The 26,802-nt window shown below is 67.5% G+C and carries 27 protein-coding genes; 24 read left to right on the top strand and 3 right to left on the bottom strand.

Annotated elements, in window-relative coordinates; all coding sequences use genetic code 11:
- Positions 1 to 30: 30 nt before the first annotated feature.
- A complete protein-coding gene (locus GDIA_RS01965) occupies positions 31 to 909 on the top strand; it encodes a squalene/phytoene synthase family protein (protein ID WP_012553096.1) in 879 nt (292 codons plus the stop codon).
- 21 nt (positions 910 to 930) lie between these two features.
- Here the strand turns inward: GDIA_RS01965 and GDIA_RS01960 are convergent, their stop codons facing one another.
- Positions 931 to 1,839 (bottom strand): NAD(P)-dependent oxidoreductase, encoded by a 909-nt coding sequence (locus tag GDIA_RS01960; RefSeq protein ID WP_012225981.1) that lies wholly within the window; start codon positions 1,837 to 1,839, stop codon positions 931 to 933.
- A gap of 90 nt (positions 1,840 to 1,929) precedes the next feature.
- On the opposite strand from GDIA_RS01960, the gene msrP reads away from it, so the two are divergent.
- The 4 genes from msrP (at position 1,930) to GDIA_RS01940 (ending at position 6,305) form a co-directional block, all read left to right on the top strand.
- Positions 1,930 to 2,883, top strand: coding sequence for a protein-methionine-sulfoxide reductase catalytic subunit MsrP (gene msrP, locus GDIA_RS01955; protein ID WP_012225979.1), 954 nt, complete (start codon positions 1,930 to 1,932; stop codon positions 2,881 to 2,883).
- A gap of 1 nt (position 2,884) precedes the next feature.
- Positions 2,885 to 3,508 (top strand): protein-methionine-sulfoxide reductase heme-binding subunit MsrQ, encoded by a 624-nt coding sequence (msrQ, locus tag GDIA_RS01950; protein WP_012553095.1) that lies wholly within the window; start codon positions 2,885 to 2,887, stop codon positions 3,506 to 3,508.
- A 45-nt stretch (positions 3,509 to 3,553) separates the two neighbouring features.
- Positions 3,554 to 4,513, top strand: coding sequence for a bifunctional enoyl-CoA hydratase/phosphate acetyltransferase (locus tag GDIA_RS01945; RefSeq protein WP_390614194.1), 960 nt, complete (start codon positions 3,554 to 3,556; stop codon positions 4,511 to 4,513).
- A 295-nt stretch (positions 4,514 to 4,808) separates the two neighbouring features.
- Positions 4,809 to 6,305 carry a malate:quinone oxidoreductase gene (locus GDIA_RS01940; RefSeq protein ID WP_012225973.1) on the top strand — a complete coding sequence of 499 codons (1,497 nt, stop codon included), beginning with the start codon at positions 4,809 to 4,811 and terminating at the stop codon, positions 6,303 to 6,305.
- Between the two features lie 38 nt (positions 6,306 to 6,343).
- On the opposite strand, the gene GDIA_RS01935 is transcribed toward GDIA_RS01940, so the two are convergent.
- Positions 6,344 to 7,042 (bottom strand): uracil-DNA glycosylase, encoded by a 699-nt coding sequence (locus GDIA_RS01935; RefSeq protein ID WP_012553093.1) that lies wholly within the window; start codon positions 7,040 to 7,042, stop codon positions 6,344 to 6,346.
- Positions 7,042 to 7,653 (bottom strand): LabA-like NYN domain-containing protein, encoded by a 612-nt coding sequence (locus tag GDIA_RS01930; protein ID WP_012553092.1) that lies wholly within the window; start codon positions 7,651 to 7,653, stop codon positions 7,042 to 7,044. Before GDIA_RS01930 ends, GDIA_RS01935 begins: the two co-directional genes overlap by 1 nt.
- Positions 7,654 to 7,879: 226 nt before the next feature.
- On the opposite strand from GDIA_RS01930, the gene folK reads away from it, so the two are divergent.
- From folK to GDIA_RS01835, 19 genes are all read left to right on the top strand, one after another.
- Positions 7,880 to 8,377, top strand: coding sequence for a 2-amino-4-hydroxy-6-hydroxymethyldihydropteridine diphosphokinase (gene folK, locus GDIA_RS01925; protein ID WP_012553091.1), 498 nt, complete (start codon positions 7,880 to 7,882; stop codon positions 8,375 to 8,377).
- Positions 8,378 to 8,457: 80 nt separating this feature from the next.
- Positions 8,458 to 8,856, top strand: a complete 399-nt coding sequence (gene rpoZ, locus GDIA_RS01920) for a DNA-directed RNA polymerase subunit omega (protein ID WP_012225967.1) — start codon at positions 8,458 to 8,460, stop codon at positions 8,854 to 8,856.
- 4 nt (positions 8,857 to 8,860) lie between these two features.
- Positions 8,861 to 11,197: a RelA/SpoT family protein gene (locus tag GDIA_RS01915; protein WP_012225966.1), complete on the top strand. Its 2,337-nt coding sequence runs from the start codon at positions 8,861 to 8,863 to the stop codon at positions 11,195 to 11,197.
- Positions 11,194 to 11,604, top strand: coding sequence for a holo-ACP synthase (acpS, locus tag GDIA_RS01910; RefSeq protein WP_012225965.1), 411 nt, complete (start codon positions 11,194 to 11,196; stop codon positions 11,602 to 11,604). Before GDIA_RS01915 ends, acpS begins: the two co-directional genes overlap by 4 nt.
- A 156-nt stretch (positions 11,605 to 11,760) precedes the next feature.
- On the top strand, positions 11,761 to 12,573 hold the full coding sequence (gene lepB, locus GDIA_RS01905) for a signal peptidase I (RefSeq protein ID WP_012553089.1): 813 nt from the start codon (positions 11,761 to 11,763) through the stop codon (positions 12,571 to 12,573).
- Positions 12,570 to 13,319, top strand: coding sequence for a ribonuclease III (gene rnc / locus GDIA_RS01900; RefSeq protein ID WP_012225963.1), 750 nt, complete (start codon positions 12,570 to 12,572; stop codon positions 13,317 to 13,319). The genes lepB and rnc overlap by 4 nt, the downstream gene beginning before the upstream one ends.
- Positions 13,320 to 13,349: 30 nt before the next feature.
- A complete protein-coding gene (era, locus tag GDIA_RS01895; RefSeq protein ID WP_173363412.1) occupies positions 13,350 to 14,252 on the top strand; it encodes a GTPase Era in 903 nt (300 codons plus the stop codon).
- Between the two features lie 124 nt (positions 14,253 to 14,376).
- Positions 14,377 to 15,117, top strand: coding sequence for a UMP kinase (gene pyrH, locus GDIA_RS01890; protein ID WP_012225961.1), 741 nt, complete (start codon positions 14,377 to 14,379; stop codon positions 15,115 to 15,117).
- A 77-nt stretch (positions 15,118 to 15,194) separates the two neighbouring features.
- Entirely contained in the window at positions 15,195 to 15,761 is a 567-nt protein-coding gene (gene frr / locus GDIA_RS01885) for a ribosome recycling factor (RefSeq protein ID WP_012225960.1), read from the top strand.
- Positions 15,762 to 15,942: 181 nt separating this feature from the next.
- Positions 15,943 to 16,620, top strand: a complete 678-nt coding sequence (gene uppS / locus GDIA_RS01880; protein WP_231854326.1) for a polyprenyl diphosphate synthase — start codon at positions 15,943 to 15,945, stop codon at positions 16,618 to 16,620.
- A gap of 4 nt (positions 16,621 to 16,624) precedes the next feature.
- Complete coding sequence (locus tag GDIA_RS01875) at positions 16,625 to 17,485, top strand: phosphatidate cytidylyltransferase (RefSeq protein ID WP_244455128.1); 861 nt, start codon at positions 16,625 to 16,627, stop codon at positions 17,483 to 17,485.
- A gap of 82 nt (positions 17,486 to 17,567) precedes the next feature.
- Positions 17,568 to 18,725: a 1-deoxy-D-xylulose-5-phosphate reductoisomerase gene (gene dxr / locus GDIA_RS01870; protein WP_012225957.1), complete on the top strand. Its 1,158-nt coding sequence runs from the start codon at positions 17,568 to 17,570 to the stop codon at positions 18,723 to 18,725.
- A gap of 63 nt (positions 18,726 to 18,788) precedes the next feature.
- A complete protein-coding gene (rseP, locus tag GDIA_RS01865; protein WP_012225956.1) occupies positions 18,789 to 19,892 on the top strand; it encodes an RIP metalloprotease RseP in 1,104 nt (367 codons plus the stop codon).
- 257 nt (positions 19,893 to 20,149) lie between these two features.
- Positions 20,150 to 22,462: an outer membrane protein assembly factor BamA gene (gene bamA / locus GDIA_RS01860; protein WP_244455080.1), complete on the top strand. Its 2,313-nt coding sequence runs from the start codon at positions 20,150 to 20,152 to the stop codon at positions 22,460 to 22,462.
- A 7-nt stretch (positions 22,463 to 22,469) separates the two neighbouring features.
- The gene (locus GDIA_RS01855) at positions 22,470 to 23,354 is read left to right on the top strand and encodes an OmpH/Skp family outer membrane protein (RefSeq protein WP_012553085.1); all 885 of its coding nucleotides are present in this window, start codon (positions 22,470 to 22,472) and stop codon (positions 23,352 to 23,354) included.
- A gap of 14 nt (positions 23,355 to 23,368) precedes the next feature.
- Complete coding sequence (gene lpxD / locus GDIA_RS01850) at positions 23,369 to 24,439, top strand: UDP-3-O-(3-hydroxymyristoyl)glucosamine N-acyltransferase (RefSeq protein WP_012225953.1); 1,071 nt, start codon at positions 23,369 to 23,371, stop codon at positions 24,437 to 24,439.
- A gap of 104 nt (positions 24,440 to 24,543) precedes the next feature.
- On the top strand, positions 24,544 to 25,029 hold the full coding sequence (gene fabZ / locus GDIA_RS01845; RefSeq protein ID WP_012225952.1) for a 3-hydroxyacyl-ACP dehydratase FabZ: 486 nt from the start codon (positions 24,544 to 24,546) through the stop codon (positions 25,027 to 25,029).
- Between the two features lie 41 nt (positions 25,030 to 25,070).
- Positions 25,071 to 25,946: an acyl-ACP--UDP-N-acetylglucosamine O-acyltransferase gene (gene lpxA / locus GDIA_RS01840; protein ID WP_012553084.1), complete on the top strand. Its 876-nt coding sequence runs from the start codon at positions 25,071 to 25,073 to the stop codon at positions 25,944 to 25,946.
- A complete protein-coding gene (locus GDIA_RS01835) occupies positions 25,947 to 26,795 on the top strand; it encodes an LpxI family protein (protein WP_012225950.1) in 849 nt (282 codons plus the stop codon).
- Positions 26,796 to 26,802: the final 7 nt, after the last annotated feature.

The raw sequence follows: 26,802 nt of genomic DNA, 5'->3' as shown, positions 1-26,802 counted from the left end.
CGCGCGGCCGGCGCGCGGCATGTCCCTGACATGACGAATACTACGGAAAAGCGCGCGGCCGAAACGGGCCTTTCCGCCATGGGCGAAATCGCCCGGCGGTCCGATCCGGACCGGTTTTTCTGCACGCTGTTCCTGCCGGCCTCCGTCAGGGAAGACGCCTTCACGCTGATCGCGTTCAATCACGAATCCGTCCGCGCCCTGTCCGGTATGCACTCCCGGTCCGTTGCCGGCCCCATGGCCGGGCTGATTCGCCTGCAATGGTGGCGGGAAATCGTCGAGGGCGCCTCCCACCCGCACGAAGTCGCGGATCCCCTGCGCGCCCTGATCCGCGCCGGCCGGGTCCGACGGGACACCCTGCTGGGAATCCTGGACGCGCGTGAGGCCGAACTGGAGGGCCTGCCGGACTGGGCAGCGTGGCGGGCCGCGATGCGCGCCGGTGCCGGCGGCGTCCAGGCCGCCATCGCCCAGGTTGCCGGGACCGGGACGACCGATCCCGACCTGTTGCGGGCGGTCGAATTCCTGGGTGCCGCCTATGGCGTGGGCGGGCTGCTGCGTCACATGGGCGCGGTACTGGCTGGTGGCCGCTGTCCGCTGCCGGAGCCGGCATTGCAGGAATTCGGCCTGTCGGGAGAATCGATCCGGGACGGCGCCGGTATCCAGGGGGCCGACCTGACGCCCCTTCGGGCCCGCCTGCGCGACGAGGGACGGGAATTCCTGGCCCAGGCGGGGATGCAGGTGGCGGCCGGGGCCGGCCGGGTGCGGCTGCCCCGTGCGGTGCGCGCGGCGGGCCTGCCGGGTGCCCTGGCCCGGCGCGACCTGGGCCGTGGCCATGATCGCGAAGTCGGAGCGGCGCGCGGACTGGGCGACCGGCTGGCGGTCATGGCCGCGATGGCGCGGGGGCGGATCTGACCCGCCCAGCCGCGGTGTCGGTCAAGGGCTGTTGGCCACCGTGCGTTCCAGCACGGCGAACAGGGCGGAATAATCGTCGTCGGGATGGGTGCGCCGCGTCAGCGACAGAAGCTGCGTGGTCGCGGCCATCGTCGCCAGCGGCGCCTCGGCCCGCGCGGCGTCGGTCATCAGCAGGCGCATGTCCTTCTGCATCAGCCGGGTCGGGAATTGCGGCGTGAAATCGCCCACGCGCGCCGCCTTCAGCTTGCGCTTGTGATGGGGCGAAATGACCGCGACCGAATCCAGCGCGCCGAACAGCATGTCGCGGTCCAGGCCGGCCGCCAGGCCGTAGGTCACGCCCTCGGCCACGGCGGCCAGTCCCGCGCCCATGATGCCGTTGACCACCAGTTTCAGCTTCGTGCCGCTGCCGGACGGGCCGGCATGGATCGTGGCCTTGCCGATCACGTCGAAGATCGGCTGCGCCCGCGCGACGACCGCCGCATCGCCGCCCACCAGCACCACCAGCGTGCCGGATTCGGCCTCGGGCGTGCTGCCGGAAACCGGGGCGTCCAGCACCGCGACATCCTGTTTACCCGCGGCGGCGGCCAGCGCCGCCGAGGCTTCGGGCGAGACCGAACTGGTGTTGACCAGCAGCGCGCCCTTCGTCATGCCGGCCAGCGCGCCGTCCGGCCCGTACAGCGACTTCGCCAGGGATTCGTCGTCCGGCACGCAGACGAGGACGGTCCCCGCCGCCTCGGCCAGGGCGCGCGGCGTGGGCAGGAAACGGGTGGTGCCGTCTCCACCCTTTCCGGATGGCGTGTAGGCCATGATCTGGTAACCGGCTTCGCGCAGATTGTGGCCCATGCGGCTGGCCATCGCGCCGAAGCCGATAAAGCCGATGGTGCCCGTCGAGCCGTTGGCTGTCGAACTGTTGGCTGATGAATTGGACATGATCCTGACCCTTTCCTTTTCTGCCCTGGCGCGGGCACAGTGCGGGACCGTCCCGGCGACGTCACGTCCGGGCCCCTGCAAGGCCGCCACATGAGTGTCTTTCGCTACCCGCGCCCCCCGTCATCGGACATCACGCCTCATGCGGCGTGGCTGTCGCGGCGCGATATCCTGGCGACCGGGCTGGCGGGTGCTGCCGGCGCGATCCTGCCGCCCCGGATTGCCCAGGCGGACACGCTGGCCGCGCGCCCCGGCCCCCTGTCCGATGGCGGGCTGACGCCCACTCCACTGCAGGACGTCACGCATTACAATAATTTCTATGAATTCGGGCTGGAGAAAACCGACCCCGCCGAACGATCCGGCGATTTCCATCCGCGTCCCTGGACGCTGCGGGTCGAGGGCATGGTGGCCAAGCCCCGGACCTATGACATCGACACGCTGCTGGCCCGCCCGCTGGAGGAACGGATCTACCGGATGCGCTGCGTCGAGGCCTGGTCGATGGTCATTCCGTGGATCGGCTTTTCGCTGGGCGACCTGCTGCGCGAGGTCGAACCGCTGGGCAGCGCCCGATATGTCGCGTTCGAATCCGTGTTGCGGCCGTCGGAAATGCCGGGACAGAGTGGCCTGCTGCCGGTCCTGGACTGGCCGTATGTCGAGGCCCTGCGCCTGGACGAGGCCCTGCACCCGCTGACGATCCTGGCGGTCGGGCTGTATGGCCAGACGCTGCCCAACCAGAACGGCGCGCCGGTCCGGCTGGTGGTGCCATGGAAATACGGCTTCAAGGGAATCAAGTCGGTCGTGCGGATCCGCCTGACCGACAGCCGCCCCCGGACGGCCTGGAACGTCCGCGCGCCGGACGAATACGGGTTCTATGCCAACGTCAATCCAGCGGTCGATCATCCCCGCTGGAGCCAGGCGACGGAACGGCCGATCGGCGTGCGCGGCGGCTTCTTCGGCGCGGCCCGGCAGCCGACGCTGCCGTTCAACGGCTATGGCGCGCAGGTCGCCGGCCTGTATGCCGGCATGGACCTGCGGCGGGACTTCTGACGTGGCGGTGTCCCGGCGCGGGCCGTCCGCCCTTCTGACCCGTCAGGGCCTGATCCGGTTCGGCCTGTACGCCGTGGGGCTGGTCCCGGCGGTGGCGACCTTCGTCATGGGGGCGACCAATCGCCTGGGTGCCGATCCGGTCAACAGCTTCGAACGCACGCTGGGCCTGTGGGCGCTGCGGTTCCTGATCCTGTCGCTGTGCGTGACGCCGCTGCGCGAACGCACCGGGGTCAACCTGCTGCGCTACCGGCGGGTGTTGGGGCTGCTGGCCTTCTGGTATGCGCTGTTCCACCTGTCGGCCTATGTGGGGCTGGACCAGGGGTTCGACCTGCCCGTGCTGCTGGCCGACGTGACGCGGCGGCCCTTCATCATCCTGGGCATGGTGGCCTTCACCATCCTGGTCGTCCTGGCCGCGACCTCCAACGCCTGGTCGATCCGCCGGCTGGGACGGCGATGGCGGTCCGTGCATCGCTGGGTCTATCTGGCCGCATTGTGCGCCGCGATCCATTTCATCCTGTCGTTCAAGGTGATTCGGGCCGAAACGCTGGTCTATGCCCTGATCGTCGTCGGCCTGCTGGCCTATCGACTGCTGCCGGCGGCGCTGCGTCGCCCCAGGGTTGCATGAACCTGTCGCATAAAGATGATGGCGCCCCCGACCCCGGGGCATGGCATGACGGACGAAGTGACGGATGCCAAGATGGACGCCATGATCGCCGGACCCGGCTTTCTCGATACCCTTTCCGCGCGCCTGGCCGGCAGCCCGCCGGTGGATGCCGCCGTAATCTATCCCTGCAGCCTGCCTTCGTTGCAGGCCGCCGTCGGGCTGGGCCAGCAGGGCATCGCCCAGCCGATCCTGATCGGCCCCGGCGAGCGGATTCGCGCCCTGGCGCGCTCGGCCTCGCTCGACCTGGCGGCCTGCCGGCTGGTCGAGGCGGCGGACGAGCATCTGGCGGCGGCGCGCGGCGTGGCCCTGGCGCGCGACGGCACGGCCCGGATGCTGATGAAGGGCTCGCTGCATTCCAGCATCTTCCTGCGTGAAATCGGGCATCACGAATCCGGCCTGCGGACGGACCGGCGCATGAGCCATGTCTTCGTCCTGGACGTGCCGACCTGTTCGCGGCCGCTGCTGGTCACCGACGGGGCGGTGAACATCGCCCCCGACCTGCCGGCGCGGCGGGACATCGTGCAGAACGCCATCGACCTGGCACGGACGATCGGCATCTCCCGCCCCCGGGTCGCCATCCTGTCCGCGATCGAAACGGTGAATCCCGAACTGCCATCGACCGTGGATGCCGCCCTGCTGGCCAAGATGGCCGAGCGCGGACAGATCACGGGTGGAATCGTGGACGGCCCCCTGGCGCTGGACAATGCGCTCAGCGCGGAAGCCGCGCGGTGCAAGGGGGTCGAATCACCCGTGGCCGGCTGCGCCGACATCCTGGTCGTCCCGGACCTCGAGGCCGGCAACATGCTGGCCAAGCAACTGACCTTCATGGGCGGGGCATCGGCGGCGGGCGTCGTGCTGGGCGCGCGCGTGCCCGTGGTGCTGACCAGCCGCGCCGATTCGGTCCGCACGCGCATCCTGTCCGGCATCCTGGCCGCGGTCCTGGCGCAGGCATGGGGCATGGACTGACGGTTCCCTGCGCCGTGGCGATGCGAAAACCATGCAACAGCCATGCGACGGCAGAATATCGCATGGCTCCAGGGTGTGATTAGATTCAAAAAAATGATGATATATTCAGGATAATGTCGATAGACCTGCATCGCGTGGCCTTCGCTCCTGCCCGGCGGCCCGATCATTTCCCTCGCGTAGAGATGATGCGCCGAAATACTGGTCCGGATGGCATGACCGGATCACACATCCTGCCGACAGCCCTACCGAAAGCCATAACCGGCGCCAGCATGTCCGCGTCGTTCCGGAGAATGTCATGACCTCGAACTCGACCCGAACCGATTCTGCCTACGACGTCGTCCTGATCGGTGGCGGGGTCATGAGCGCGACGCTGGGCGCGCTGCTGAAGCTGCTGCAACCGGACTGGTCGATCGGGCTGTTCGGCCGGCTGGACGACGTGGCCCAGGAAAGCTCGAATGCCTGGAACAATGCCGGCACCGGGCACTCCGCGCTGTGCGAGCTGAACTACACGCCCGAACGGGCCGACGGCAGCATCGATATTTCCAAGGCCGTGGGGGTGAACGAGGCGTTCCAGGTCTCGCGCCAGTTCTGGGCCTATCTGGTCGAATCCGGGGTGATTTCCTCCCCCCGCGACTTCCTGAACCCCATCCCGCACATGAGCTTCGTCTGGGGCGATGAAAATTGTGACTATCTGCGCCGCCGCTACGAGGCGCTGAAGGATCATCCACTGTTCTCCGGCATGCGGTTTTCGACCGATCCGGCCCAGTTGAAGCAGTGGATGCCCTTGGTGATGGAGGGCCGCAAGGCCGGCACGCCCCTGGCCGCGACCTGGATCGCGTCGGGCACCGACGTGAATTTCGGCGCGCTGACGCATCTGCTGGTCGATTTCCTGTCGCAGCAATCCGGCTTCGACCTGAAGCTGGGGCACGAGGTCCAGGACCTGAAGCGCGACGAGGCGGGCACCTGGCAGGTTTCGGTGCGTGACCTGGCCACGAATCACGCCCTGAAGGTGGCGGCGCGCTTCGTCTTCATCGGGGCGGGCGGCGGCGCGCTGCCGCTGCTGCAGAAGACGGGCATCCCGGAATCGAAGGGTGTCGGCGGTTTCCCGGTCAGCGGGCAGTTCCTGCGCTGCACCAATCCGGACGTCGCGGCCCACCATCATGCCAAGGTGTATGGCAAGGCATCGGTGGGCGCGCCCCCGATGTCGGTGCCGCACCTGGATACCCGCGTCATCGACGGCAAGGCGGGCCTGCTGTTCGGGCCGTATGCGGGATTCTCGACCAAGTTCCTAAAGCATGGGTCGCTTTGGGACCTGCCGAAATCGATCCACATGGACAATCTGGGCGCCATGCTGGCCGTCGCGCGCGACAACATGCCGCTGACCAGATACCTGATCCAGCAGGTGCTGCAATCGAACGAGGCCCGTCTGGCGGCCCTGCGCGATTTCGTCCCCACGGCGCGGGCCGAGGATTGGGAACTGATCGTGGCCGGCCAGCGCGTGCAGGTGATCAAGAAGGACGAGAAGAAGGGCGGCGTCCTGCAATTCGGCACCGAGGTCGTCACCGGCGCGAATGGAACCGTCGCGGCCCTGCTGGGCGCATCGCCCGGCGCCTCGACCGCCGTGCCGATCATGCTGACGGTGATCCGGAAATGCTTCCCCGGCGAACTGCCGCGCTGGGATGCCAAGCTGAAGGAAATGATCCCCTCCTTCGGCGGCTCCCTGGCCGACCGGCCGGACCTGTGCGCCCAGGTCCACGAGCACACGACACGCGTGCTGCTACTGGAAGGCTGAAGGAAAACGGGGCAGGGCGCCATGCCCTGCCCGGTGTCCTACGCCGCGTCGATCAGGGCCCGCAGCCGGGCGACCACCGCCCGGAACATGTCGGTGGTCAGCACGCCGGTATTCGTGTTGTAGCGTGACACGTGATAGCTGTCGGTCAGGACCAGCCCGTTCGGCAGGGTCTGCACCTGCCCATGCGTGAAGCGGATTCGCGACATCGGAATTCCGCAGGCGGCCACCGTCGCGTTATGGGCGACGACACCCAGCGTCAGGACGGCCTTCAGGTTCGGCATGGATGTCAGTTCGGACCGCAGGAAATGGTTGCAGGTCCGCACTTCCGACGTCTGGGGCAGGTTGGCGGGGGGCACGCAGCGCACGGCATTGACGATGCGGCAATCGTTCAGCACCAGTCCGTCCGCCGGGTCGGCGCCGTATCGCCCGGTGGCGAAGCCGTATTCGATCAGCGTCTCGTACAGCAGCGTTCCGGCGTAATCGCCGGTAAACGGGCGGCCGGTGCGATTGGCGCCCTTTACCCCGGGGGCCAGCCCCACGATCAGCAGTGATGCGCTGCTCTCGCCCCACGGTGGAACAGGGGCGTTCCACCAGTCGGGGTGGGCAGCCTGGTTGGCCAGCCGGTACTCCACCAGGCGGGGGCAGGCGGGGCATTCGCGGGGGGGAATGTCCGGGCCCGGCGAGGTGGACACGGATGGGGCGGCAGGGCGGGCCAGGGCCCGGGAACGTGGCGGCATCAGTCGCCGTGATCGAGTTCGCTGATCTGGTCGGCCGGATGGCGAACGGGGGCCTGCTGCTGGCGCTGCGGGCGCGCCTCGGCCTGGCGGCGGGTGAATTGCGGCGCGATATCGGCCAGTTCGATGAACTGGTCGGCCTGGCGGCGCAATTCGTCGCCGATCAGGGGAGGCGACGTCCGAATCGACGAAATGACCGACGTGCGCACGCCCTGGCGCTGCACCGTTTCCAGCAGGCGCCGGAAATCGGCATCTCCGCTGAACAGGACCGCATGGTCGATGCGGGGCGCCATCTCCATCATGTCGACGGCCAGTTCGATATCCATGTTACCCTTCACGCGCCGCCGCCCGTTATGGTCGACGAATTCGCGCGCCGTCTTGGTCACCAGGAAATAACCGTTATAGACCAGCCAGTCGGTCAGCGGCTTGAGCGGGGAGTATTCCTCGCTTTCGAGGATTGCCGAGTAATAATAGGCCCGGATGACGTGGCATTTGGAACGGAAGAAGGTCAGGAGATTACGGTAATCGACATCGAATCCCAGATGGCGTGACGCCGAATAGAGGCTGGCACCGTCTATGAAAAGGCAGACCCGTTCGTTGGGTTGAAAAAACATGCACCCTGATCCCTGCGCCATACGGAGTTCTGAAATGACTGAAAATGCATGCGTATGAAATTGATACGCCTGCATCTTAATTGACGTCTGGCACGTTAGAGGCGTCACAGCCAAATTGGTATGGGCGAATGGGGGCGGGGTCCGCTTTTTCGCCCGAACCGAAACAGGAACCGGAACAAGGACCGTTACGGTTGCATCTTCGCACGGGAACGCCATCCTGAAGGGCATGATCCTGATCGCAATAGGCGCCAACCTGCCGCGCGCCGAGGGGAGTACCCCGCTGGAGACCTGCCGCTGGGCGGTGGAGCACATCGCTTCCATCCCGGGGGTCCGGGTCGTGGCGGTGTCGGCCTGGTACGAAAGCGCACCGATTCCCCCCTCGGGCCAGCCGCCCTATGTCAACGGCGTCGTCGCCGCGACGGGCGAGCTGGACCCGGCCGTCCTGCTGGCGGCGCTGCAGGGAATCGAAGCCCGGGCCGGACGGCGCCGGACGGTGGCCAACGCCGCCCGGCCGCTGGACCTGGACATCATCGCGATGGGTGACCTGGTGCGCGACGCCCCGGACCCGATCCTGCCGCACCCCCGGGCCGACGCGCGGGCCTTCGTCCTGCTGCCGCTGCGCGACGTGGCCCCCGGATGGCGCGACCCCAGGTCCGGCCGGACGGTCGATGCGCTGGTCGCGGACCTGCCCGACCAGCAGATCCGCCGGCTGGAGGCGGACTGACCGGCCTGCCTTGCACTTTGGGGGCGCGGCGACTACATATGGTTCTTTGCAACTGACACTTACATCCGGAGGCCTGCCTCATGGCTCGCGTCACCGTCGAAGATTGCGTTGAACGGGTTCCCAACCGATTCGAACTGGTCCTGCTCGCCGCACAGCGCGCGCGCGGCCTGTCGCGCGGGGAAGAATTGACGGTCGACCGCGACAACGACAAGAACCCGGTCGTGGCGCTGCGCGAAATCGCCGACCAGACGATCGTGCTGGAGCAGATTCGCAGCGATCTCGTCCGTTCGCTGGCCCGCGCGCCCGAGCCCGAGCCCGCCGACGAGGAGGTCATGGACCTGATCCCGACCGAGCAGAACATCTTCGGACTGCAGGATGTCTCGGCCGAGGAAGAAGCATCCCACGGTACTGCCGGCATGTCGGCCGAAGAACTGGAAGCCGCGATCGAGGCCGAACTGGGCGGCCGCGCGCGTCGATAAACCCATGGGGAAGAATGCGGCGGACCCTGTCGGCACGTTGCATGTCCCCGCCCTCGAACTGGGGGCGTCCCTTCCGGCTGGGGGCACGGGATCGGGCCGGCCCGTTACCGTGCCTTCGGACCCCGATGCCCCGCCCGCGCCGGCACGGGTCATCTCGTGCGAGGGATTGCTGCGGCGCATTCGCAGCTACGACCCGGATGCCGACCTCGACCTGATTCGCCGCGCCTTCGCCGTGGCCCAGGCCGCCCATGCCGGGCAGGTCCGCGACAACGGTGACCCGTACATCACCCATCCGCTGGCGGTTGCCAGTATCCTGGCGGGCTTCCATCTCGACCCGTCGTCGATCGCGACGGCGCTGCTGCACGATACGATCGAGGATACCGGCGTCACGCACGATCGGCTGCGCGCCGAATTCGGGCCGACCATCGCCGACCTGGTGGATGGCGTCACCAAGCTGACCCGGCTGGAACTGCAATCCGACCGGACCAAGCAGGCCGAGAATTTCCGCAAGCTGGTCCTGGCGATGTCCAAGGACATCCGGGTGCTGATCGTCAAGCTGGCGGACCGGCTGCACAACATGCGCACGCTGCATTACGTGCAGCGGCTGGACCGCCGCCAGCGTATCGCGCGCGAGACCATGGAAATCTATGCGCCTCTGGCCGGGCGCATCGGCATGGACAAGGTCAAGACCGAACTCCAGAACCTGTCCTTTGCCGAACTGGAGCCCGAAGCCAACGCCACCATCCGTGCGCGCCTGAACTACCTGCGCGGCCAGGGCGCCGACGTGATCGAGGAAGTGCGGCGCGAACTCGCGCATCTGTGCCGCGAAGCCGGACTGGGCGAGGTCGAGGTGACGGGGCGCGAGAAATCGCCCTTCTCGATCTGGGAGAAGATGCAGAACCGCAACGTCGCGTTCGAGCAGCTGTCCGACATCATGGCGTTCCGCATCCTCGTGCCGACGCGTGAGGCCTGCTACATCGCGCTGGGCGCCGTCCATGCGGCCTATCCGGTCATTGTCGGGCGGTTCAAGGATTATATCTCCACCCCCAAGGCGAACGGCTACCAGAGCCTGCATACCGGCGTGACCCTGCGCCAGCCCCGCAACCAGAAGATCGAAGTGCAGATCCGCACCGCCGAGATGCACGACATCGCGGAAAACGGCGTCGCCTCGCACTGGCTGTACAAGCAGTTGCCGGGGGCCGGCGAGGATGCGGCGCGCACGGTCACGGGCCTGCGCTGGGTCCAGGACCTGCTGGATATTCTCGAAGATTCGGCGGCACCCGACGAATTCCTCGAAAACACCAAGCTGGAACTCTACCAGGACCAGGTGTTCTGCTTCACCCCGAAAGGGCAGCTGATTTCGCTGCCGCGCGGGGCCACGCCGGTCGATTTCGCCTATGCCGTGCACAGCCAGGTCGGCGACAGCTGCGTGGGGGCGCGGATCAACGGGCGGCTGATGCCGCTGCGCCACGAACTGCAGAACGGCGACCAGGTCGAAATCATGACGGCGCGGGGCGGTACGCCGTCGCCCTCGTGGGAACGCTTCGTCGTCACCGGCAAGGCGCGCGCGCGCATCCGCCGCCATGTCGCGGCCCAGCAGCGCGAGGCCCATGTCGATGGCGGCCGCGCCGCCCTGGCCAAGGCCTTCCGGCAGGAGGGCGTGGACGGGTCGGAAAAGGTCCTGGACAGCATCCTGCCCGACCTGAAGCTGGTATCGGTCGAGGATCTGTACGTCGCGGTCGGCAACGGCAATATCAGCCCCCGCGACGTGGTGCATGCGGCCTATCCCGAGTTGCGGCAGACGCCGCGCGCGCCGCGCATGGTGCCGGGTATTCCCATGCGGGCGCCGTCGCGGGTGGCCAGCCGGCCGAAGCCGGGCGGCGGCATGGCGCTGGCCGGGATCGGCCCGGGCATCGCGGTGCATTTCGCCGGCTGCTGCCATCCGCTGCCGGGCGACAAGATCGTCGGCATCGTCGCGACCGGCAAGGGCATCACCATCCATATGGCCGGGTGCCAGACGCTGGAGAGCTTCGCGGCGACCCCCGAACGGTTCATGGACGTGGACTGGGATTACGACATCATCGGCCGTGGCGCGACCGAACCGCATATCGGGCGGCTGAGCGTGATCGCGGCGAACGAACCGTCCGTGCTGGCGACGCTGACCAACACCGCGTCGAAGCATGACGGCACCGTCGTCAACCTGCGCATCGTGAACCGCCAGCTCGATTTCATGGAAATCCTGGCGGATATCGAGGTCCGCGACCTGCGTCACCTCTCCTCGGTGATCGCGGCGCTGCGGGCGGCCAACGGCGTGGTCCAGGTCGAGCGCGCGAAGGGATGAGCCTGATCGGAATCGGATCGGACCTGTGCGATATCAGGCGGATCGAACGCGTGCTGGCCCGTCATGGCGAGCGTTTCCTGGTCCGCGTCTTCACCGACGCCGAACGCAGGCGCGCCGAGCGCCGGCACGGCCAGGCCCGGCTGGGGGCGTACGCCAAGCGGTGGGCGGCGAAGGAAGCCTGCGCCAAGGCGCTGGGAACGGGGTTTTCGCACGGCGTGTTCCACCACGATCTGGGGGTGGACAATTTGCCGGGCGGACAGCCGGTCATGGTGCTGACCGGCGGGGCGAAGACGCGGCTGCACGTCCTGACCCCGCCGGGATCGACCGCCCGCATCCTGCTGTCGATGACCGACGAGTACCCGTATGCCTTCGCGCAGGTGATGATCGAAACTGGCCCGCTGCCCTGAAAGCGGGCTAATGTCGGAACCCGGCAGGCCAGACGGGTGCTGCTGGCCAAGCCTTTGCTTGACAGGGGCCGGTCCCCTCGGCTTCATCCGCGGGCCTTGCGGCCGGCCCGCGTCCAGCCTTGCCCCATCCCATTTCCGGATTCAGATACCAGACCCATGGACGACCCGAACAAGACCCATTCCTCGTCCTTGCCATCGGCGGGTGCCGTTCCGGCCTTGCGCGGGCTCTGGGACCTGATCCGCACCATCCTGATCGCCGGCCTGCTGGCGGTGGGCGTGCGCACGGTACTGTTCGAACCGTTCAACATCCCGTCCGGTTCGATGATTCCGACCCTGCAGGTGGGCGATTACCTGTGGGTGGCGAAATACAGCTACGGCTATTCGCATTTCTCGCTGCCGCGCTCGCCGGACCTGTTCGACGGCCGCATCTTCGGCAGCCTGCCGCACCGGGGCGACGTCGCCGTGTTCCGCTTCACCCGGGATACATCGATCGACTACATCAAGCGGATCGTCGGCCTGCCGGGCGACCGCGTGCAGGTGCGCGGCGGTGAGCTGTACATCAATGATACGCTGGTCCCGCGCGAGGCCAGGGGCAATTACGTCGCGGTGGACGAGCACCGCACGCGGATGGAGGGGCAGCGCTACAGCGAAAGCCTGCCTGGAAGCGGCGGCCGCCCCCCGGTCACGCATGACATCCTGAAGCTGACGAACGAAGGGTTCCAGAACGATACGCCGGTCTATGTCGTGCCGTCGGGCTATTTCTTCGCCATGGGCGACAATCGCGACGACAGCGCCGACAGCCGCTTCATGGGCGACGACCCGGAAGATCTGGGCTTTGTGCCGATGGAAAACCTGATCGGGCAGGCCAAATGGATCTTCCTGTCGATCGACGCGCGCTATCCGGCGTGGGAATTCTGGATGTGGCCGGTCGAGATCCGCTGGGACCGCCTGTTCCAGGGGGTGCGATGACCGCGTCTGAAAGCGGTGGCGCGGACGGTGTGGTGGCGTCGGTCGAGGCGCGGGTCGGCTACCGGTTCCGCCGCCCCGACCTGCTGCGCGAGGCGCTGACCCATCGCTCGGCCGCCCATCAGCGCAATGGCGGGGGCGCGCGCCGGTCGCGTCAGCCGGCCGCGCGGCGCGGTGCGGGGTCGAACGAACGGCTGGAATTCATCGGCGACCGGGTGCTGGGGCTGGTGATGGCCGAATGGCTGCTGGAACGCTTCCCTGACGAACAGGAGGGGGCGCTGGGTCCGCGCCACGCCCATCTGGTGTCACGTCCGGTCCTGGCCGCCATCGCCGGGACCATGAATCTGCAGCAGGCGCTGGACGTGGCGGAACACGAGGCCCGGGCGGGCGTGCGGCAGGTGGCCAACGTCCTGGCCGACGCGGTCGAGGCGATCCTGGGCGCCATCTACCTGGATGGCGGGCTGGAGCCGGCCCGCCGCTTCGTGCGTGCGGCGTGGAACGAGGCGATCGTGGCCCAGGCGCAGCCTCCCAAGGACCCCAAGACAGCCTTGCAGGAATGGGTCCTGGCGCGCGGCCTGCCGCTGCCGGCCTATCGGACGGTGCAGATGGACGGGCCCTCCCATGCGCCACGCTTCGTCATCGCGGTGACGGCGGCGGGCCAGTCGGCCGAGGGAATCGCCGGCAGCAAGCGCGCGGCCGAAAGTGCCGCCGCCGCCGACCTGCTGAGGCTGGTTGATGAGAGACAATAACGGGCGGGATCGCGGATGCCGCCGGAAGGGATACAGGATATGACCACCCGCTGCGGCTTCGTCGCGATCGTGGGCGCGCCGAATGCCGGGAAGTCGACGCTGCTGAACCGTATGGCCGGGGCCAAGCTGTCGATCGTCAGCCCCAAGGCGCAGACGACGCGCTTTCGCGTCCTGGGCATCCTGATGCGCGGGGAAAGCCAGATCCTGCTGGTGGACACGCCCGGCATCTTCCAGCCCCGGCGCAAGCTGGACCGCGCGATGGTGGCGGCGGCCTGGACCGGGGCCGAGGATGCCGACATCACGCTGCTGCTGGTCGATGCCCGGCGTGGCCTGTCCGAATCGGTGCGCGCGATCGTCGAGCGGCTGGCGCAGTCCCGCCGCCGGGTCTGGCTGGTCCTGAACAAGACCGACCTGGTGGACCGGCAGGCCCTGCTGCCGCTGACGGCGGAACTGTCGGCGCTGCTGGATGTGGAACATGTCTACATGGTCAGCGCCCGCAGCGGCGACGGGGTCGAGGACCTGCTGTCCGCGCTGGCCGCTTCCCTGCCCGAAGGGCCATACCTGTATCCCGAGGACGATCTGACCGACCTGCCGGACCGGCTGCTGGCGGCGGAACTGGTGCGTGAACAGATCTTCCTGCAGACGCACGAGGAAGTGCCCTATGCCGCGACCGCCGAGACCGAAAGCTTTCGCGAACTGCCGGACGGATCGGTCCGGATCGAGGTCACGATCTACGTCGCGCGGGCCGGGCACAAGGCGATTCTGATCGGCGAGAAGGGCAGCCGGATTCGCTCGATCGGCGAGCGCGCGCGCAAGGACCTGTCCCGCCTGCTGGACCGCACCTGCCACCTGTTCCTGAACGTGAAGGAACGGGCCGGCTGGGACGAGGAACGGGCCCGCCTGCGGGCCATCGGGCTGGACGACACGCCCTGATGGGCATGGCCGGGCGATGAGCGTGCTTGTGACCGCTCGCAACCGGCTATAAGAGGGTCTGCATGGGTGAGGTCCCGGCCGGGGCGTCCCCCGCATTCGTTCATCTCAGGGATCCGGGGGCGTCATGACAGATCAGGCAACGGAAAAAACCATTGGTTTTCAGCGTGTCCTGCTGAAGGTCTCGGGCGAGGCCCTGATGGGTGAGGGCTCGTACGGGATCGATCCCGTAATGGTCGACACCATCGCCACCGACATTGCCGAGGTCGCACGTACGGGCGTCGAGATCTGTCTGGTCATCGGGGGCGGCAACATCTTTCGCGGCGTCGCGGCGGCGGCGCGCGGCATGGACCGGGCGCAGGGCGATTATGCCGGCATGCTGGCCACGGTCATCAACGCCCTGATGGTGCAGAACGCGCTGGAACGGCACGGCGTGCCGACGCGCGTCATGTCCGCCATCCAGATGTCGTCGGTGGCCGAACCCTATATCCGCAGGCGGGCTGTGCGGCACATGGAAAAGGGCCGTGTCGTCATCTTCGCGGGGGGCACGGGCAATCCGTTCTTCACCACCGACACGGCGGCGGCGCTGCGGGCGGCGGAAATGGACTGCAACGCCCTGCTGAAGGGCACGCAGGTGGACGGCGTCTATTCGGCCGACCCGCGCAAGGTCAAGGACGCGACCCGCTTCGAACAACTGACGTACCTGGACGTGCTGGCCAAGGACCTGCATGTGATGGATGCCGCCGCGATCAGCCTTGCGCGTGAAAACCGCCTGCCGATCGTGGTGTTCAATATTCATGCGCCGGGCGCATTCCCGAAAGTAATGCGCGGCGAAGGCCTGTATACCCGGATTGTCGAAACGGCCTGACGGGCCGGTTGCTGGAATGAATGAGGATAGGGGGCAGCCGTGACCGTGGCCCCCATGGATGACTATGGAGGGCCGCTGTGGCTGCTGATCAGAAGACACTGCTGGATGACCTGACCCGTCGGATGGACGGCGCGCTGGAAAGCCTGCGCCGCGATTTCGCGGGTCTGCGTTCGGGTCGCGCAAGTCCCGCGCTGATCGAACCGGTGCGTGTCGAGGCCTATGGCGGCGAGGTGCCGCTGACGCAGGTCGGATCGATCGCGGTGCCCGAGGCGCGGATGCTGACCGTCCAGGTCTGGGACCGCTCGCTGGTGGGGGCGGTCGAACGGGCGATTCGCGACAGCGGCCTGGGCCTGAATCCGGCGGCCGACGGCCAGACCGTGCGCGTGCCCATTCCCCAGTTGACCGAGGAACGGCGCGGCGAACTGGCCCGCACGGCCGGGAAATATTCCGAAAACGCCAAGATCGCGGTGCGCGGCGTGCGCCGCGACGGCATGGATCAGACCAAGGCGCAGGAAAAGAAGGGCGACATCAGCCAGGACGACGTCAAGGTGTGGTCGGACGCGATCCAGAAGCTGACGGACCAGTATGTGAAGCGGATCGACGAGATGCTCGCGGAAAAGGAACGCGAGATCAAACAGGTCTGACGCGGCAGTGACCGTCAGTCCGGTGCCCGGCCCGCTGGCCGGGACGACAGCATCACTGGTCCCCCCGGCCACGACCGCGCCCATTTCGGCGCCCGTGACGACGTCCGGTTCCACGGCGCCGGTGTCCGGGCTGGATCGCGGGCGGGGCGCCCCGGCCCTGCCGGCGCATGTCGCGGTGATCATGGATGGAAACGGGCGCTGGGCCGCCGCGCGCGGCCTGCCGCGCGTCGCCGGGCACCGCGCGGGGGCCGAGGCCGTCAGGCGCTGCATACGCGCCGCGATCACGCGCGGGGTCGGCTGCCTGACCCTGTATGCGTTCTCATCGGAAAACTGGCGGCGCACCCCGGACGAGGTCGCGGACCTGACGGCGCTGCTGCGCTACTACCTGCGGCACAAGGTTGCCGAACTGTGCCGCGAGGGCGTGCGCATCCGCATCATCGGCGACCTGTCGCGTTTCGACGCCGACGTCCGGGACGAGGCCAGGCGCGCCGAGGACATGACGGCCGCCAATACGCGCCTGACGCTGGTCCTGGCCCTGTCCTATGGCGGCCGGGCTGATATCGTGCAGGCGGCGGCCCGCGTGGCCTTCGCCGCCCGCAGCGGCACGATCGATCCCGCCGAACTGGACGAGGCGCTGTTCAGCCGGTTCCTGCTGACCGCCGACGTCCCCGATCCCGACCTGATCGTGCGCACCAGCGGCGAATGCCGGCTGTCCAATTTCCTGCTCTGGCAGTCGGCCTATGCCGAACTGGTCTTTATCGAGACGCTCTGGCCCGATTTCGACGAGCACCATTTCGACGCGGCGCTGGACATGTTCGCCCGGCGTGAGAGGCGATTCGGTGCCCGTCCCGCCCTCTGATCCCGTGTCGGGAGGCCGCCCGACGCAGGGAAAGCCTGGACGGAACTGGAAGGACCTTCGCGCCCGCCTGCTGTCGGCCGCCGTGCTGGTGCCGGTGGCGGCCCTGTGCGTCTGGGCAGGCGGCGCGCCCTATGCGGCGCTGATCGTGCTGGCGACGGCGGGGATGGCGATTGAGTGGGGACGGATGTTCGGCCTGCGAACCGCGTCGTGGCGGGGCGTGCTCTACCTGCTCTGGCCCGTGGCCGCCATGGCGGCGGCGCTGGGGGGACAATGGCGGGGGGCGTTCATGGTCATGGGGGGGGCGTTCGTGTTCGGGCCGTCCTTGTGGGCCGGACAGGTCGTGATCGGCTGCGCCGGCCTGGCCCTGCTGTGGCTGCGGATGATGACCGTGCCCGGCGCCGGGGTCGTCCTGTTCGTCGTGACCTGTGTCGCGGTCAGCGACAGCGGGGCCTATTTGGTCGGCCGCCTGCTGGGCGGCCCGAAACTGGCCCCCGCGATATCGCCCGCCAAGACCTGGTCCGGCTCGCTGGGCGGGCTGGCCTGCGCCATGGTCGCGGGTGGGGGGGTGTGCAGCCTTGTCTCCGGTCCCGGCAACTGGGCGCGCGGCATGGCTTTCGGCGCGCTGATGGCCGTGGCGGCGCAGATCGGCGACCTGGCGGAAAGCGCGCTGAAGCGCGCGCGGGGGGTCAAGGATTCGGGCGCGATCATTCCCGGCCATGGCGGATTGCTGGACCGGTTCGACGGATTGCTGGTCGCGGCGCCGCTGGCTGCCTTGCTGTCGCTGGGGGCGGCGGGCGGGGCGGCATTTTGGTATGTGACGCAGGCTGGCCTGATGTCCGCCCTGCTGGGGGCACGCGGGAACTGAATTCCCCCGCGCGGGGCGCGGCCGGATGATGGAACAGGAATGGACGGCGGAGCGACGCCGGACGGGCAGGGAAGAACGAGGCATGAAGTCAGTTACCGTTTTGGGCAGCACCGGCAGCATCGGATGTTCCACGGTCGATCTGCTGCTGCAGGCGCCGGAACGGTTCCGGGTCGCGGCCCTGGTCGGGGGCAGCAACGCGCCGCGCCTGGCCGAGCAGGCGCGGGCCCTGCGCGCCAGCCACGCGGTCATCGCGGACGAAAGCCGGCTGCCGGAACTGCGGGCCCTGCTGGCCGATGACGGGATCGCGGTCTCGGGCGGGCGCCAGGCCGTCATCGATGCCGCGTCCCAGCCGGTCGACTGGACCATGGCGGCCATCACCGGGGCGATCGGGCTGGAACCCACCCTGGCGGCGGTACGCAACGGCGGCTCGGTCGCCCTGGCGAACAAGGAGGCCCTGGTCTGCGCGGGCGACGTCATGCTGCGCGCGGTCCAGCAGGCCGGTGCCACGCTGCTGCCGGTCGATTCCGAACATAATGCGATCTTCCAGTCCATGGCCGACCGTCAGGCGGACCAGGTGGAAAAGATCGTGCTGACGGCCTCGGGCGGCCCGTTCCGCCGTGCCAGTCTGGCCGAGATGGAAAAGGCGACGCCGGAAGCCGCCCTGCGTCATCCGACCTGGACGATGGGGGCCAAGATCACCATCGATTCGGCCACGATGTTCAACAAGGGGCTGGAGGTCATCGAGGCCGCGCGCCTGTTTTCGCTGACCGAGGACCGGATCGGCGTCGTGGTGCATCCGCAATCGGTGGTCCACGGCCTGGTGCAATATACCGATGGCAGCATCGTGGCGCAGATGGGGTCGGCCGATATGCGGATTCCCATCGCGCACACGCTGGCCTGGCCCTGCCGCATGGCCACGACCTCGCCCCGGCTGGACCTGGCGGCCCTGGGACGGATGGAATTCGAGGAACCGGACGAAGTGCGCTTTCCCGCGCTGCGCCTGGCCCGGGAATCCTTGCGCGCGGGCGGCGCCGCCCCCACTATCCTTTCCGCGGCCAATGAAATCGCAGTCGAGGCGTTTCTCGGCTGCGGTATCGGTTTCCTCGACATCGCGCGCGTGGTCGAATCCGTCATGCAGGCCATCGGCCATCAGCCGGCCGACACGCTGGAGGCCGTGCTGCACTGGGACCAGGAAGCCCGCCGGGCGGCCCGCCTGCGCACGGCATCACTCGCGGCCTGATCCGACGCGGCCAGTTCCGGCCCAGGTTCGGCGACGATCTTTATCAGGAGTTAGCCCGTCATTATGCCCGATCTGCTTCGGACCGTCCTTGCCTTTGCCCTGGTGCTGGGCGTGCTGGTCTTCATCCACGAACTCGGCCACTACCTGGCCGCGCGCTGGCGGGGCGTGCATGTCGAGGTATTTTCGATCGGGTTCGGGCGTCCCCTGCTGCGCTGGCATGACAAGGTCGGGACGGAATGGCGGATCTGCCCGCTGCCCCTGGGCGGCTATGTCAAGCCGCATGGCTTCGAAGGGCCGGAAGAGGCGACGCCGGAACAGATGGCGGCCTGGCAGCCCGGACGGACCTTCCATGACAAGCCGGTCCTGTCCCGCGCCATCGTGATCGTTGCCGGGCCGGTCTTCAACTTCCTGCTGGCCATCGTGCTGTTCGCGGGCCTGTTCGCCACCGTGGGGCGGCCGGAAATCCGCAACGTCGTGGGGCAGGTCCTGCCGGGAAGCGCCGCGGCTTCGGCCGGCGTGAAGCCGAACGACGCCATCGTGCGGATCGGCGACCACGTGGTGGCGGACGTGGCGGACATCCAGGCCCGCATTTCGGCCGAACCGGGGGAAAAGACGGTCCTTACGGTCCGCCGTGCCGGGCAGGACGTGACCCTGCCGGTGACGGTCGGCTCCGTGACCGATTCATCGGGAAGCCATGCGGGGCAACTGGGCGTGATGTTCACCGCGACGGTGGGCAAGCCGATGGCGCTGCCCGCCGCGATCGTCGCCGCGGGGCAGGAGACATGGCACCTGGTGGTGCAGACGCTGGCCGGGCTGTGGCAGATGCTGACCGGGCAGCATAGCGCCAAGGACCTGGGCGGTCCGCTGCGCATCGCCCAGATGTCGGGCCAGGTTGCGCAGTACGGCGTGGCCAGCCTGGTGTCCTTCATGGCGCTGCTGTCGATCAACCTGGGCCTGATCAACCTGTTTCCCATCCCGGTGCTGGATGGCGGCCGGCTGGTTTTCTACGCGCTGGAAGCCGTGCTGGGGCGTCCCGTATCCCGGCGGGTGCGCGATATCAGTTTCCAGGCCGGTTTCGCGGTCATCGCGGGCCTGTTCCTGTTTTCGACGTTCAACGACCTGTCGCATTTCGGACTGTTTCGATGGGTCGCATCCCTGGCCGGATGATGCCATGATCACGAGGTCATGGAGGCGCTTGCGCGACGGGGGGATTTTCGGATACCTCCGCCAAGCGGATATGATCGACAGGAAGCACGCGGCGAATCCGTTTCGCGCGGACAGGTGTCGGGTCTGCGGGCCGTCTGGTTTGGGGGAAGCCGAATTTGCCGACTAAACGTTCAACGCTTCTTGCGTCGGTTTGCCTCATACCGCTGTTTTTCGCCGGGGCCGCCGAGGCACGGCAGGGCGTTGCGACGCGGGGCCCGGTGGCGCATACGCCCACGGGCGGGGTCATCGAATCGATCGACATTTCCGGCAACGACCGTATCGAGACCAACACGGTCCTGTCCTACATGGTCGTGCAGCCCGGCGACCCGTTCAACCAGGACCAGCTCGACCGGTCCCTCAAGACGCTGTACGCCACCGGCCTGTTCCGCGACGTGACGCTGCACCGCGCCGGCAACGTGCTGCAGGTGCACCTGGTCGAGAACCCGATCGTGAATCGCATCGTCTTCGAAGGCAACCATGCCGCGAAGGACGAGGACCTGCGCAAGGTGATCGCGCTGCGGCCGCGCGCCGTCTTCTCGACGCAGACCACGGCAGCCGACCGGCAGAAGATCCTGGGCGTCTATGCCGAGAAGGCACGCTATGCCGCGACGGTGACGCCGCAGATCATCCGCCTGTCGCATAACCGTGTGGATGTGGTCTTCCAAATCAACGAGGCGACGCAGACACTGATCAAGAAGATCTCGTTCGTCGGCAACCGCGCGTTCAGCGAGGCCCGGCTGGCGCAGGTGGTCTCGTCCAAGGAAACGGCCTGGTACCGCTTCTTCGCCTCGTCGGATGAATATAATCCCGAGCGCCTGCGCTATGACGGCGAATTGCTGCGCCGCTTCTACCTGCGTAACGGGTTCGTCGATTTCCAGGTGAAGAACGCCACGGGCGAACTGTCGCCGGATCGCAAGTCCTTCTACGTGACCTTCACGGTAGACGAAGGCCTGCGCTATCGCCTCGGTCGGGTGAACATCCGCTCGTCCCTCAAGCATGTCCCCGCCGCGTCGCTGCGCAAATATATCGAACTGTTCGCGAACCAGTGGTACGACGGCAGTGCGGTCCAGCACAACGCGACGGACATGGAGGAAATCCTGCAGGGCCAGGGGCATCCCTTCGCGATGGTGCGCCCCGAAATCGCCCGCAATCCGGAAAAGCGCACCGTCGACCTGCTGTTCGACGTCAGCGAGGGCCCGCGGGTATATGTCGAACGCATCGACATCAACGGCAACACCATTACCGAGGACAAGGTCATCCGGCGCAACCTGCCGATGGCCGAGGGCGATCCGTACACCCCGAGCGAGCGCAAATACGCCAAGGCTATGCTACAGGATCTGGGATATTTCAGTTCGGTTTCGATCGACCAGAGCCCCGGTTCGGCACCGGACAAGATAAACGTGGCCGCCAACCTGGTCGAAAAGCCGACCGGGGAGTTCTCACTGGGTGGCGGCTATTCGACCGACGTGGGTATCCTGGGCAATATCGGGCTGAAGCAGCATAACCTGCTGGGGTCGGGCGTTGATGCTGGAATTTCCGGCACCATGGCGTATTACCAGCGGCAGGCCGATATTTCGGTCAGTGACCCCTACTTCCTGAATCGTAACATGGTGGCGGGTGTCGATATCTTCGCCATCCAGAACAACTACCAGACCTATCAGAACTATTCGGAAGGGCGGTACGGCATCTCGTTCCGCATGGGGTACTCGTACAACAACCACCTGTCGCAGTCGTTCAGCTATTCGCTGACGGATCGTGACATCGACAATGCGTACAGCGATGCGTCGTGGTACGTGCTGAAGCAGACGGGCTGGTCGCTGCTGTCGCAGCTCAGCACTACGCTGACCTATGACACGCGTGACAACCGCATGAATCCGCACAGCGGCTATGTGGTCCGTCTGGCGGGTGATTTCGCCGGTATCGGTGGAAACGAGCGTTATCTGCGCGGCAAGCTCGATGCCGCCTATTACATTCCGCTGGACGACCTGATGGGCAACCACGACTGGACGGTCGCGCTGACCGCCGGAGCGGGTGACATCGTGAACTGGGGCGGCGGCCGCAGCGACATCATCGACAACTTCTACCTGGGCGGCAGCACGCTGCGCGGCTTCATGGATGGCGGCGCCGGCCCCCGTACCATGGGCATCCCCGCTTATACGTGGCAGGGTGTCACCTACCCGATGCATTCGCAGGAGGACTTCCTGGGCGGCCGCTTCATGTATACCGGTTCGGCCACCGTCAATTTCCCGATGCCGCTGGCGGCGGATATGGGCATCAAGGGCCGCTATTTCGTCGATATGGGCGGCCTGGACGGGCTGCGTATCCCGCGGCGCTATACCGCCTATCCGCAGGATATGCCCTATTATACGCCGGTCTATAGCGACACGATCAAGCCGCGTGTCAGCACGGGCGTGGGCTTTTCGTGGAAGAGCCCATTCGGCCTGATCAATATCGACCTTGGTATTCCGGTCCTGAAGGAAAAACATGACCGGACCCGATTGTTCCGCTTTGGCTTCGGCCAGCAATTCTGAGGTGACAATGCTTCGTTCTCGTGGCGTATCCGCCCTGGTCGCGGCCGTCGTGATGTCCTGCGCCGGCCTGCCGTCCACCGCAGCCCTGGCCCAGGGGGCAGCGGCATCCGGTGGAAATGCCGGCTGGTTCGTGCCCAAGTCCGCGCAACCTGCCGCCGGAACGGCCGCCCCGCGCGGGCCCGCGCGTACCGCTCCGGTGCCGCTGCCCGCCGCCCCCGCCGACAGTGACGACGCCCAGTCCCAGACGCCGCCGGTCCTGCCGATGCCGCCGGTTCCCGCCTCGCCGGACATTCCGCGCGGCGTGGCCCCGCCGGTGCCGGTCATCGGCGTCATCAGCGTGCCCGACGTGATGCGCCTGTCCAGTGCCGCGCAGCAGGCCGAGCGCGTCCTGGGCGCCCGGCGCGACGAGCTGGCCCGCGACGCGCAGAAGGAACAGGGCGGCTGGCGCGACGAGCAGCAGAAGCTGCAGGCCCAGGCCAAGAACATGGCGTCGGACCAGATCCAGTTGCGTGAGCGTCGCCTGCAGGAACGCGTGATCGCCGCCCAGCGCGATTTCCGCAACCGCAACCGGATCATCCAGGAAGCGGCGCAGGTCTCGCTGAACCAGATCGAGCGCGAACTGGTCCAGATCCTTCGCCAGGTCGCCGGAAGCCGCGGCATGAACCTTGTGCTGCATCGCGAGCAGGTCGCGCTCAGCCAGGACGGACTGGACATCACGCAGCAGGTTGCCGACCAGTTGAACAAGGTCCTGCCGACCGTGTTCATCCCGGCGGCGAATGTCGATCCCGAGGAACTGGCGAAGTCCGGCACGATGCCGACGACGGCCGATGCCGGCCGGCAGGCGGCGCCTGCCCCGACACCCGCGCCGGTCGCGGCGACGGCCCGGCACTGACGGGCGCCAGCGCAATGGAAAGGCAGGACGCGGCCCTGCCGGGGGACCGGCGGTTCTTCGAGCGGAACGGCCCGTTCTCGCTCCGGGCACTGGCGGAATGCGCCGGGGCCAGGGTCGAAGGCGGGGATGAGGCAGACGACGCCCCCCGCTATGTCGGGATCGCGCCGCTGCAGTCGGCCGGCCCGCAAGAGGTCAGCTTCCTCGACAACCGGCGCTATGCGCCGCTGCTGGAACAGACGCGGGCGGGCGTGGTGATCCTTGCCCCCGCCTTCGTCGACCGTCTGCCCAAGGGTACGGTGGGGCTGGTGTGTTCGACGCCCTATCTGGCGTGGGCGCGCGTGGCTGGCCTGTTCCACCCGGTCCCGGCCGCGATCCCGGGTATCCATCCCACCGCCATCGTCGGCGCCGGCGCCGACATCGATCCGTCGGCGCAGATCGGTCCATTCGTGACCATCGGCGCGGGCGCGCAGGTGGGGGCGGGCAGCCGGATCGACGCCTATGCGCTGATCGGAGACGGGGTGCGGATCGGCGCGCATTGCCGGATCGGCAGCCACGCCAGCGTGTCGCATGCGCTGCTGGGCGACCGGGTCACGCTGCTGTCCGGCGCGCGGATCGGCCAGGAAGGGTTCGGCTTCGCGGTAGGGCCCGACGGGTTCGAGACCGTGCCGCAGTTGGGCCGCGTGGTGCTGGAAGACGGGGTGGAGGTCGGAGCGAATTCGACCATCGATCGCGGTTCGTCCCAGGACACCGTCATCGGCGCGGGCTCACGCCTCGACAACCTGGTGCAGATTGGCCATAATGCCCGCCTCGGGCGGTGTTGTATCGTCGTTTCCCAGGCCGGTATTTCAGGTTCGACGGAACTGGGCGATTTTGTCACCATCGCCGCCCAGGCCGGTCTGATCGGTCATATTCGTGTTGGCACCAAGGCCCGTATCGGTGCGCAATGCGGCGTGATGTCGGATGTGGAAGCAGGGGCCGATGTTATCGGTAGCCCTGCGATGCCGTTTCGGGAATTTTTCCGGAACGTGGCCGTGTTGCGGCGCCTGGCCAAAAAGGCGACGCAAAATGGAGGGGGCGAGACCTGAGGCTGCTGGCCTCCGAACAAGGCCCCCGGAATTCAACCGGGACAGGCGGGCGACGGTCGCAAGGATGACGTGTCCCGCTATCCCGAGCAAGATGGTCGGACGACGTGGATAAAGAAGTAGAGGTTCCCCCGGCGGGCGATAGCCCGACCTGCATCGAAGCGATCGACGTGATGCGGATCATGGAAGCGATACCCCATCGCTATCCGTTCCTGCTGATCGACCGGATGGTCGATATCGTGCTGGGGTCCTCGGCGGTCGGCATCAAGAACGTGACCGCCAGCGAACCGCATTTCCAGGGGCATTTTCCGGCCCGCCCCGTCATGCCGGGCGTCCTGATCATCGAGGCGATGGCGCAGACGGCCGCAACCCTGGTGGTGCTGACCCTTGGCCCGGCGTTCGAGGGCAAGCTGGTCTATTTCATGACGATCGACGGGGCGAAGTTCCGCCGGCCGGTCGGACCGGGCGACCAGTTGCGTATCCATGTCGAAAAGGAACGCAGCCGCGCCAACGTATGGAAATTCAAGGGTATCGCGCGCGTTGACGGCGTGTCGGTGGCCGAAGCCACGTTCAGCGCGATGATCATGGGCTAGCATCCTGCCCCGTTGGGGATCGGATGCTGCTGGGAGAGAGAATGTTGACCGATTTGGCAGGATTGGACGCCGAAACCAGGGCCGCCGAGATTCATCCTTCCTCGATCGTGGCGAGCGGGGCGCGGATCGGTCATGGGGTTCGGATCGGCCCGTGGTGTTCCATCGGTCCCGACGTGACGATCGAGGACGGGGTCCATCTGATCGCCAACGTGATCATCGACGGTCATACCCACATCGGTCCCGGGGTCGTCTGCTTTCCGTTCACCACCATCGGAATGGCGCCGCAGGACCTGAAATATCGTGGCGAACCCACGCGCTGCACCATCGGTGCGCGCACGGTCATCCGCGAAAACGTCACGATCCACCGTGGCACCGCGACGGGCAGCGGGGTCACCCGGGTCGGTGACGACTGCCTGATCATGGCCAATTCCCATGTGGCGCACGACTGCACCCTGGGGAACGGGGTCATCATCGTGAACAATGTGGTCATGGGCGGCCATGTGACGATCGGCGATCATGCGCGGATCATGGGTGCGGCGGCGCTGCACCAGTTCGTCCGTATCGGACGGGCGGCCCTGGTCGGCGGCGTCTGCGGAGTGGAAGCCGACGTCATTCCCTATGGCAGCGTGCTGGGCAACCGCGCGCGGTTGGTGGGGCTGCACTGGATCTGGCTGAAGCGCAACGGCGTGCAGCCGGATGAACTGCATCTTCTGCGCCGTGCGTTCCGCGCCCTCTACCCCCGGGCGATGGACGAGGAATCGACGGCCTTCAGCCGTCGCCTCGCAAGCGTGCGGGCGGATTACGGCAGCGACCCGAAGGTGGCCGAGATCCTGGCCTTCATCGAGGCCCCCAGCCATCGCGGCCTGGTGCGGGTAGCCGGCGGGGGAGCGGCCTCGATCGAATCAGACGGCGTCTGAGTGTCCGGTCGGAAGAACGGGCCGGCGCTGTCGGGCGAGTGCGTGGGAATCCTGGCCGGCGGCGGGCCGCTGCCGGGACAGGTCGCCCGGGCGGCCGTGGCCATGGGCCTGCGCGTGTTCATCGTCGGTTTCCAGGATTTCGCCGAACCCGCCATCATCGAGCCCTGGCCGCACCGCTATATCCGTCTGGCGGCGGCGGGCGAAATCCTGTCCTGCCTGCGCGCGGAACAATGCCGGGACCTTGTCCTGATCGGACCGGTGCGCCGGCCTTCGTTTTCCGACCTGCGTCCCGATGCGACGGGGGCCCGGATCATGGCGCGCATCGGGCGCGCGCTGTTTTCGGGCGATGACGGCCTGCTGGCGGCGATCGTCCGCGTGTTGGCCGAGGAAGGATTCACCATTCACGGTGCCCATGAATTCCTCTCCGGTTCGGTCGGACGGCGCGGGGTGCTGGGGCGCGTCCAGCCCGATGCCCAGGCGCAGGCCGATATCGGGCGCGGCCGTGCGGTCGTCGATGCCATCGGGCGGCTGGATATCGGCCAGGGCTGCGTGGTGCAGGACGGGCTGGTCCTGGCGGTCGAGGCGATGGAAGGCACCGACCGGATGCTACTGCGTGCGGGGGAATGCCGGCAACCGGGACGCCCGGGCGGGGTTCTGGTCAAGATGCTCAAACCCGGGCAGGATCGCCGGGCGGATCTTCCGACCATCGGGCCGGATACCGTGCGGCGCGCGGCCCAGGCCGGGCTGCGCGGCATCGCCTTCCAGGCCGGTGCCACCCTGTTGACCGATCCGGACGGCTGCGTCGCGGCCGCGAATGAAGCCGGCCTGTTCCTGGCCGGGATCGAATAGGAGAGAA

Origin of the sequence: Gluconacetobacter diazotrophicus PA1 5 (genome assembly GCF_000021325.1) — a bacterium.
Lineage (GTDB): Bacteria > Pseudomonadota > Alphaproteobacteria > Acetobacterales > Acetobacteraceae > Gluconacetobacter > Gluconacetobacter diazotrophicus.
This window is presented reverse-complemented; position numbering and strand designations above follow the sequence as displayed.